This window comes from Variovorax sp. AC103 (assembly GCF_979254005.1).
Genome location: NZ_CEEDFC010000035.1, coordinates 40,747 through 47,653 on the forward strand (window position 1 = coordinate 40,747; position 6,907 = coordinate 47,653).

The following is a 6,907-nucleotide window of genomic DNA, read 5'->3' on the forward strand; positions in this document are numbered from 1 at the left end:
GCGCATGCGTCGATCAAGCAACGGAAATCACCACTTTGCCGTGGAAAGGCTTGCCATCGACTTCACCGCGTTCCAAGACGGCGTGCGCCTGCGGAATCTGGTCGAGTGAGAACCTCGCGCCGATGATCGGGCGGATGCGGCCGCTTTCCAGCAGGGTCTTGAGGGCGTTCAATTTGCCACGATTCTGGCGACTGAAGACAAAGTGGTATTCGGCGTTAACGCCCCATGCCGCGACAAGGTTCTGGGGCGTGGCGATGTCGACGATCGACACGACACGGCCCGCGTCGCTGAGCACATGAGGCGACTGGCTCAAAGTGGTCCCGCCGATCGTGTCGAACACCACGTTCACGCCTTTCTTGCCGGTCAGGTCGGCGATCTCCCTGATGTAGTCCTGACTCGTGAAGTCGATGGCGTGGTCTGCACCCAGCTCGCGAACGAACGCGAGATCACGGGTCCTGCACGTCGTGTACACCGTTGCGCCCATCGCCTTGGCCAGTTGAACCGCGATGGAGCCGACGCCACCCGCTCCGCCATGGATCAACACAGACTCGGCCGCATGCAACTTCGCCCGAGTGACAAGGGCCTCCCAGGCGGTTCCTCCGACGAGTGTCATGGAGGCCGCTTCTTCGTGCGTCAGGTTGGCAGGCTTGCGGGTCACCAACGCCTCCGACACGACGTGGTACTGGGCGTAGGAGCCTCCTTTCGGATCAAAGATCTGCGGCGTGTAGAACACCTCGTCTCCCACAGCGAAGTCGACCACGTCAGACCCCACCTTTTCCACGACGCCGGAGACGTCGTAGCCGATGACGGCAGGGAGACGAACATATGCGGCATAGTCCCCCCGGCGAATCTGGTAGTCGAGCGGGTTGATGGCGGTGGCGAGCACACGCACCAGCAACTCGCCAGCGCCTACCTCGGGAACTGCCACTTCCTGCAACTCAAAGCTGTCAGGGCCACCAAACTTCTTCAGAACGATCGCTTTCATTTCAGTATCCTTCATTTAAATATCTCGATAAGGGACATGTACTTGCCGAGTGACCGATGAGAACGCCCGCGACATGCCGGGATGTACTTCAACGATGTTGAACATCGCCATTGCAATCAATTCATTGTATCGACACTTCGCGAAATGACGTTTCGACCGTCTAGCCCCTTAAGCGTGCAGGGTCTACGCGTCTGGCTGGCGTGTAGTTAGCAGCGCTGGTTCTTAGAGAAACGTCCAAGCAGAGACCACTGTCCGCTCCTTTTTCGGCCGTCACTCAGGCGTTCTCTGGAGATTCTTTGGTGATCGAATTTGCATGCCGCCTCGTGGGCTCGAAGTCGTATGTCCCGTTCGAACGCGGTCTCGCAGAAAGGGGGACCGAGCCATGCATGCCCGTTGCAGGGTAGACATTGGGGGGCAGCGCCACCCTTGCTGCGTGACGGGATGCAGCCAAGCAGAGCCGGATTCGCGTGGCGTTCCCGTTGAGTGAAACTGCTAGAGTCGCTTTGGCTTTCGAGCTGACAGAACCCGCGGGTGAAGCCGTGAACCGATGCTTACTGATGAACGAAGAACAGATTCCCCTCGTCGAAATCCTTGACGTCTTGGCCAATGCGCAGCGTATGGAGATTCTTCGCAAACTCAAGTCGCCCCGGAACAGTTTTCCGCCGCAAGACGAAGGTGATCCGGTATTGGATGGCGTCTGCGTGTCGTCGATACAGGCTGGCCAGGGCCTGGCATTCTCGACAACCTCCAAGTACTTGGCCGATCTTGCTCGCATTGGCTTGGTCACCGTCAAACGAAGCGGTAAGTGGTCTTACTACAAGCGCAATGAGAAGGCGATCGGCGCAGTGGTTGCCCGTCTGAAAGCGGAACTGTGAATCTCCCCCAATTCATAGAACCGCCGAAATCTCCTAGCACGATTTCGTGTCCCATGACGGGCCGTTCCTCACGCAACGCAAGAGCGGCGGCGTGTCATGGCGAGGGTACGGCCTAAAGCAGCTTGCGCGCGTCCCGGTACAACTGTGGGCTTGCGACCGTGGGCGTGGCCACGACGTGCAAGCGCTCGAAGCGCTGGGTGCTGAGCTCGACCCTAAGCTTCTTGATCGGCGCCGTGAGCGCGGGTTGAGGCCCGCGCTCTCTCAGAGTCGTTGTGAAACCTTCAATGTCTCGGTGCTGGTTGGTCATAGTGCGTAAGCTCGGCGCGCGTCAATCGCCTGGCGCGCAAGGTCATAGCTAGCAACCCGCCGGCACTGAGGACCCACCTCGCACCGGGTGGCTGCGTTAGCAACCTTTACCGGCGCCGGTCGGAGGGCGCAAACATTACGGGGCTTCGGTCCAGGCGTTTCTGTGCGACGTCATACTGACGAACTGCTCTCGCCACTCATTTCTGGAAGGCGCGGGTAAGTGCGACAACGCACAGACGACACGGCCTGACGAATCGTACGGTGGGTACTCCTTTCCGTCGGGCGTCTATGAAACTCTGTGCCAGTGCGCCCCATCCCCATCGTGACCCTTCTGTTCCCGAACGCAACTGGCATACCGAGATATTCACCGGTCCGACCTATCGCGGCGGGGTTAGCTTCTCGCTGGATGTGACATTGCACGGAGTCATGCTCTGCCGGTTGGTCTACGCTGGCCCTGCGTCCACTATCTTTGAGGCGAGCGCGTCGCTTGTAGATCGCGCAGCTGGATGGATCACGAACTTTGAGGCTCGCCGAAGAAGCCATGCCTGAGGCCCGGTCATTCATTCGGCTGCCCACCTCCAGCGCTGATTGCGACGGCCCGAAGGCGGCAATTCAGGTTGCACTTGAAGCATGGCGCTTGAGTGTGGGGGCGGTCCTTCAAGGTATCAACCGAACTGCGAAAAGCGGGCAGTCAGACCCAAAGGCAATGGCTACCTTGTTGGCCGCGGTTGAAGTTGCTCGCCAACAATGCGAAAAGGCGGACTTTGATCCGTAGTTGTGTGGATTTTCACGTTTATCTGCCCCAAAATTCCATCGAATGCTGAATCGCTTCTGCGCCCCGGAGCACAGGCGTGAGCTCCGGAATACAGGCGGGTCAAGCGTCAGCGGAAATGTGAGGTCACGTCCGCCTGGAGATCAACAATTTATGGCGCTTCAACGCTGCGAAGAGGGCCGCTGGGGCATCAAATCCGTTCGTGCCCGCCTGCGGCTGCTGGATAACCTGTGAAGCCGCCGGTGGCCCTCGCGACGCGAATGCTCGGAATACTGGAGCGCCGAAGGCGTTTCCGCAAAGCCTCGGCCACAAGCGGAAGTACATTGCGCCGCCCCAATACTTTGGCTTAAGGGCCATTCAAAATGAACGCTCGGGGCACCGCGGCGCCGCGTACAACTAGTTAGACCCCAAGGAGACATCAATGACGGTCAAGCGTATGGACAACGTCGGCATGGTGGTGGACGACATCAATGCAGCCGTCGAGTTCTTCATTGAACTTGGTCTTGAACTCGAGGGACGCGCCCCGGTTGAAGGAGACTGGGCAGATGGTGTAACTGGATTGCGCGGCATGCGCGTCGAGATTGCCATGATGCGTACGCCGGACGGTCATAGCCGGCTTGAGTTGTCCCGCTTCCGCGCACCGCCTGTGGCCGCAGACCATCGCAGCGCCCCAGTGAACGCGCTCGGCTACCTCCGCGTCATGTTCACCGTGGAGGACATCGACGATACGCTCGCCCGGCTCAATGGCCGTGGCGCGAAGCTCGTCGGCGAAGTTGTTCAGTATCGAAACATGTATCGGCTCTGCTACATCCGGGGACCCGAAGGCATTCTCATTGGGCTCGCCCAGCAACTCGGGCAGTAGACCTCCCGAAAGAATTCCTTAGGACATGAGCGTTGAGAACTGAGGAATTTACGTGTAGCCCCTTGCTGGAGCGGACCGTCAGCTAGCTGGCGCGGATGCCTGGTCAGCATCCTTCATCCATCTAAGGTCGACGAGAGCGAAATGCTGATCGACGCCCTTTCGGATGTGGACGACAACGTTGTTGGCGCAGCGCTAGACAGGATCTACTTTTTCTGTGGGTTCAACCGCTCCGCCAAGAGGGCGTGTTTGAAGACGCGCGAATTCGAGTCGCGCTTTTTTGGGATAGGGTCAGATTGGACCAGAGCGTCGTGGAGCGGATTGAGTAGCTCTCTCAAAAGAACTCCTACCTTGCTGCCTATTGGAATGTGTTCTCGGAGGCCGCAGGCGCACGTGGACGGCGTCCGTAGATGCCAGCGGCTAATGGCTGCTCTGGAGCAAGGCGAGAGACTGCAGTGGGCCCGAAGCGGCTGTACAGCCCGCTCTAAAGCGGTCCTTCTCCACCCTGGGATTTCGGAGCATCGTTGGCGGCTCGATACCGGCGACTCATGGCTTCATGTCTGCCTGACACCTGCATCAGTGCACGATTGGCTTCGAGTATCAGCGTCTCGGCTTCGTAGTCGTGCTCGGGACCCTTCTTGACGAGTTCCTCCGCCTTCAACAGAGCGTCACGGCATCGGTCATACATACCCAGAATCTCAAGTTCGCTGCGTGCGGCTTCTAAGCCTGCGTAGTACCTCGGAAAGCCATGTGACAGGAAGAACTCATTGATGCCTCTTCGGTACATGGCAATTCCCCCCTGAGCACCGACGAGCAAATCCTCAAATTCAGCAACGATTCGTTTGACCTTCACCATGGGCTTTCGATGTTCTGCGGGGAATATGGAGGACCGCTTCTGGCCGGGTCGTGCCGGCATGAAACACGGATGGTTGTTGGCGTCTGGTGGCTCAATTGATCTGGGTCACATAACCAGAGGTCCAGTTGTCCTCATCAAGGCGGTACTCGCTGATGTGGAAACCTTCGCCCGAGCCTCGACCGGCATAGGATGAATCGACGATGTTGGGGTGATCTCGAAATCCCGGGGCACCCGCCACCCGCCGAACGGCCGCATGCGCGCTTTGGAGCGACCGATAGGCTCCAATCAGTTTTACGTCCTCCTCTTCCTGCTGCGTAAGCAGGTGGACGTGCTGAACGATAAAGACGGTATTCATTGGACTCAGAGCGTGTATGTCTGGTTGTGGCCGCATTGTGCCGGCATGGCGAACGGCTGGTTCTGGCCGACTGTAGCCTTGCGCCAGGTCGGAGCAAAGGGCCCTGAGCGGGAGTCAGGGGGCGCGAAGTGATCGTTCAAAAGCGCGGTTCCCCAATGCATGTCAACCCTCTTGCCGGCCGCTGAGTACACTCGCCCATTGGCGATGCTCCAACACCGGAACTAGGTCCTGCACCGACTGGAAGTTGGCCAAGTAGGGCCGTGCATGGGTCTGCAGTGCAGGCACAACCGCCCGCGAAAGCGCGACATCGAGGGCCTTGCGGTCTCTACAGGGAAAGCAAGACGCATCGCCGCCCACTCCAAGCTTCGCATTGAGGCCAGCAGCCCGACCCGTGGGAACGCCCACGAAGTCTGGGAAACCAGCCCACTGCTCAGACCCGAGCAAGGGTGTGCCGGGGAAGACCCATACCTCGAACTCAACACCGCTCGACCGTTGCGAAAAGTGGATGAAGTGGAACAGGTCATCGTGCACTTTCCGATGGAAAGTGCAGCCACGTCCTCCGCCGGTAGTGAAACCCCATAGTGCCACGACCGGCTCAACGATGCGCTCCACAGAACTGTCGAATTCGCGCTCACGCATTCTTTGGTCTCAAGTCATAAATTGGTCGGCTTCTGCGCCGCGGGTCAACCTTGCGACGCGCCAGTGACCGCTACCGGGCCCGTTATGCCGGCGTGCCGGCGTGCCGAACGGCCGGTCCTGGCCGGACTGAGCCGTTCACATGAGGTGGCAGCGAGCCCGATGCGGTTGCATTTCCAGATTGAATCGCGCTCACAAGCGCTCTCAGGACTCCGCGATTCGCTATCCAGATCGGGTGAAGTCGGCACGATAGACATCGAGGATAGTTGTTCCTGCGACTTCATACGCCCCCTCCATGTGATGATGAAAAGCGATGACTTGACCCGGCTGCATCCAATTTATGCCCCACAGATCGTCGCTCATGGAACTGCCAAAGAAAACAAAAGGCTTGAGGTCAAACTCCGGCCTGAAGCCTTCCCATTCCGCCCATAAAGATTTCGTGAGATCTACCAGCGACTCTTTGCCCGATAGCGGCAGCAAATAGGCGGCATTCCCAAGGTTTTCCCTCACTCCGTCCGCTTCAAGATAGAGCGCCCGAAGCTCATCGGGCAAGCGAACCCCAAGTACCGCCTCAGCTTCAGCAATCGCGTCTGCGGACGCGGGGGGGCCGTACCGCCAATCGGGGAAGTGTTCTCTCAGCATGCTTCTAATGTTCCAACATTGATGTGTGAGCGTCGAGCGTCTGCTTCGGAGCGAATTGGCCCCCTGCGTCGAGTGACGGCTACTGGCCGCATGCTGCTCGTTGTCGGTGTCACGCGGTTTGAACAAGCTCCAGTTCATCGGCAAGGAAGTCACCCAACCAGACTGTCGTGCCGTTGCCGTCGCTGCTCTCAACGACGTACCGGTCAGCAATGCCAGGCGCAGCTAGGACATCGAGCAAGGTTCCAATGTCTCCAACGGCGGGAGCCCGTTGGTTCACTTGCCACCCGTCATATTCATCAGCTTTGCCGATCAACCTCAGAACACGCACGACAGCGTAAGGCTTGAGAATTTTGTCCATAACTTACATGTCTGGCGACGACGCGAACGGCCGGTTGTGGCCGACTGTAGCCGAAGGTCGGTCGGCGCTGCAGGGCCCATAGCCGTCCGTGACCCTGCTCCAAAGCGGACGCCGGTTGCTATGAATTCAGCAGCCCCGGGGTTGAATCACTTGGGCGCAATGTGGGGAGGCACGCCGTTAACCCAAGGCACCTCGAGCTCTTCCTCCAAGGCACTCACTTCTTCCATGGTGAACCACACGCCGTGGGCGTCCACCCAGTATTG

At 58.9% G+C, this 6,907-nt stretch carries 7 protein-coding genes; 2 read left to right on the top strand and 5 right to left on the bottom strand.

Annotated features, from left to right (window positions below; all coding sequences use genetic code 11):
• Positions 1-13: 13 nt before the first annotated feature.
• Positions 14-985 carry a zinc-dependent alcohol dehydrogenase family protein gene (locus tag AC0IYU_RS32890; protein ID WP_472126019.1) on the bottom strand — a complete coding sequence of 324 codons (972 nt, stop codon included), beginning with the start codon at positions 983-985 and terminating at the stop codon, positions 14-16.
• Between the two features lie 557 nt (positions 986-1,542).
• Between AC0IYU_RS32890 and AC0IYU_RS32895 the strand changes: the two genes are divergently transcribed.
• Positions 1,543-1,860: an ArsR/SmtB family transcription factor gene (locus AC0IYU_RS32895; protein ID WP_472126021.1), complete on the top strand. Its 318-nt coding sequence runs from the start codon at positions 1,543-1,545 to the stop codon at positions 1,858-1,860.
• Between the two features lie 1,499 nt (positions 1,861-3,359).
• The gene (locus AC0IYU_RS32900) at positions 3,360-3,800 is read left to right on the top strand and encodes a VOC family protein (protein WP_472126024.1); all 441 of its coding nucleotides are present in this window, start codon (positions 3,360-3,362) and stop codon (positions 3,798-3,800) included.
• A 481-nt stretch (positions 3,801-4,281) separates the two neighbouring features.
• Here the strand turns inward: AC0IYU_RS32900 and AC0IYU_RS32905 are convergent, their stop codons facing one another.
• From AC0IYU_RS32905 to AC0IYU_RS32920, 4 genes are all read right to left on the bottom strand, one after another.
• Positions 4,282-4,653 (bottom strand): hypothetical protein, encoded by a 372-nt coding sequence (locus AC0IYU_RS32905; protein WP_472126027.1) that lies wholly within the window; start codon positions 4,651-4,653, stop codon positions 4,282-4,284.
• 91 nt (positions 4,654-4,744) lie between these two features.
• On the bottom strand, positions 4,745-5,008 hold the full coding sequence (locus AC0IYU_RS32910; protein ID WP_472126029.1) for a hypothetical protein: 264 nt from the start codon (positions 5,006-5,008) through the stop codon (positions 4,745-4,747).
• Positions 5,009-5,866: 858 nt separating this feature from the next.
• Positions 5,867-6,286, bottom strand: a complete 420-nt coding sequence (locus AC0IYU_RS32915; protein ID WP_472126032.1) for an SMI1/KNR4 family protein — start codon at positions 6,284-6,286, stop codon at positions 5,867-5,869.
• Positions 6,287-6,395: 109 nt separating this feature from the next.
• Entirely contained in the window at positions 6,396-6,644 is a 249-nt protein-coding gene (locus AC0IYU_RS32920) for a hypothetical protein (protein ID WP_472126035.1), read from the bottom strand.
• Positions 6,645-6,907: the final 263 nt, after the last annotated feature.

Bases quoted from the DNA above. Each gene is read 5' to 3' on its own strand.
- AC0IYU_RS32890 (WP_472126019.1), bottom strand. From the start codon at position 985: ATGAAAGCGATCGTTCTGAAGAAGTTTGGTGGCCCTGACAGCTTTGAG.
- AC0IYU_RS32895 (WP_472126021.1), top strand. From the start codon at position 1,543: ATGAACGAAGAACAGATTCCCCTCGTCGAAATCCTTGACGTCTTGGCC.
- AC0IYU_RS32900 (WP_472126024.1), top strand. From the start codon at position 3,360: ATGACGGTCAAGCGTATGGACAACGTCGGCATGGTGGTGGACGACATC.
- AC0IYU_RS32905 (WP_472126027.1), bottom strand. From the start codon at position 4,653: ATGGTGAAGGTCAAACGAATCGTTGCTGAATTTGAGGATTTGCTCGTC.
- AC0IYU_RS32910 (WP_472126029.1), bottom strand. From the start codon at position 5,008: ATGAATACCGTCTTTATCGTTCAGCACGTCCACCTGCTTACGCAGCAG.
- AC0IYU_RS32915 (WP_472126032.1), bottom strand. From the start codon at position 6,286: ATGCTGAGAGAACACTTCCCCGATTGGCGGTACGGCCCCCCCGCGTCC.
- AC0IYU_RS32920 (WP_472126035.1), bottom strand. From the start codon at position 6,644: ATGGACAAAATTCTCAAGCCTTACGCTGTCGTGCGTGTTCTGAGGTTG.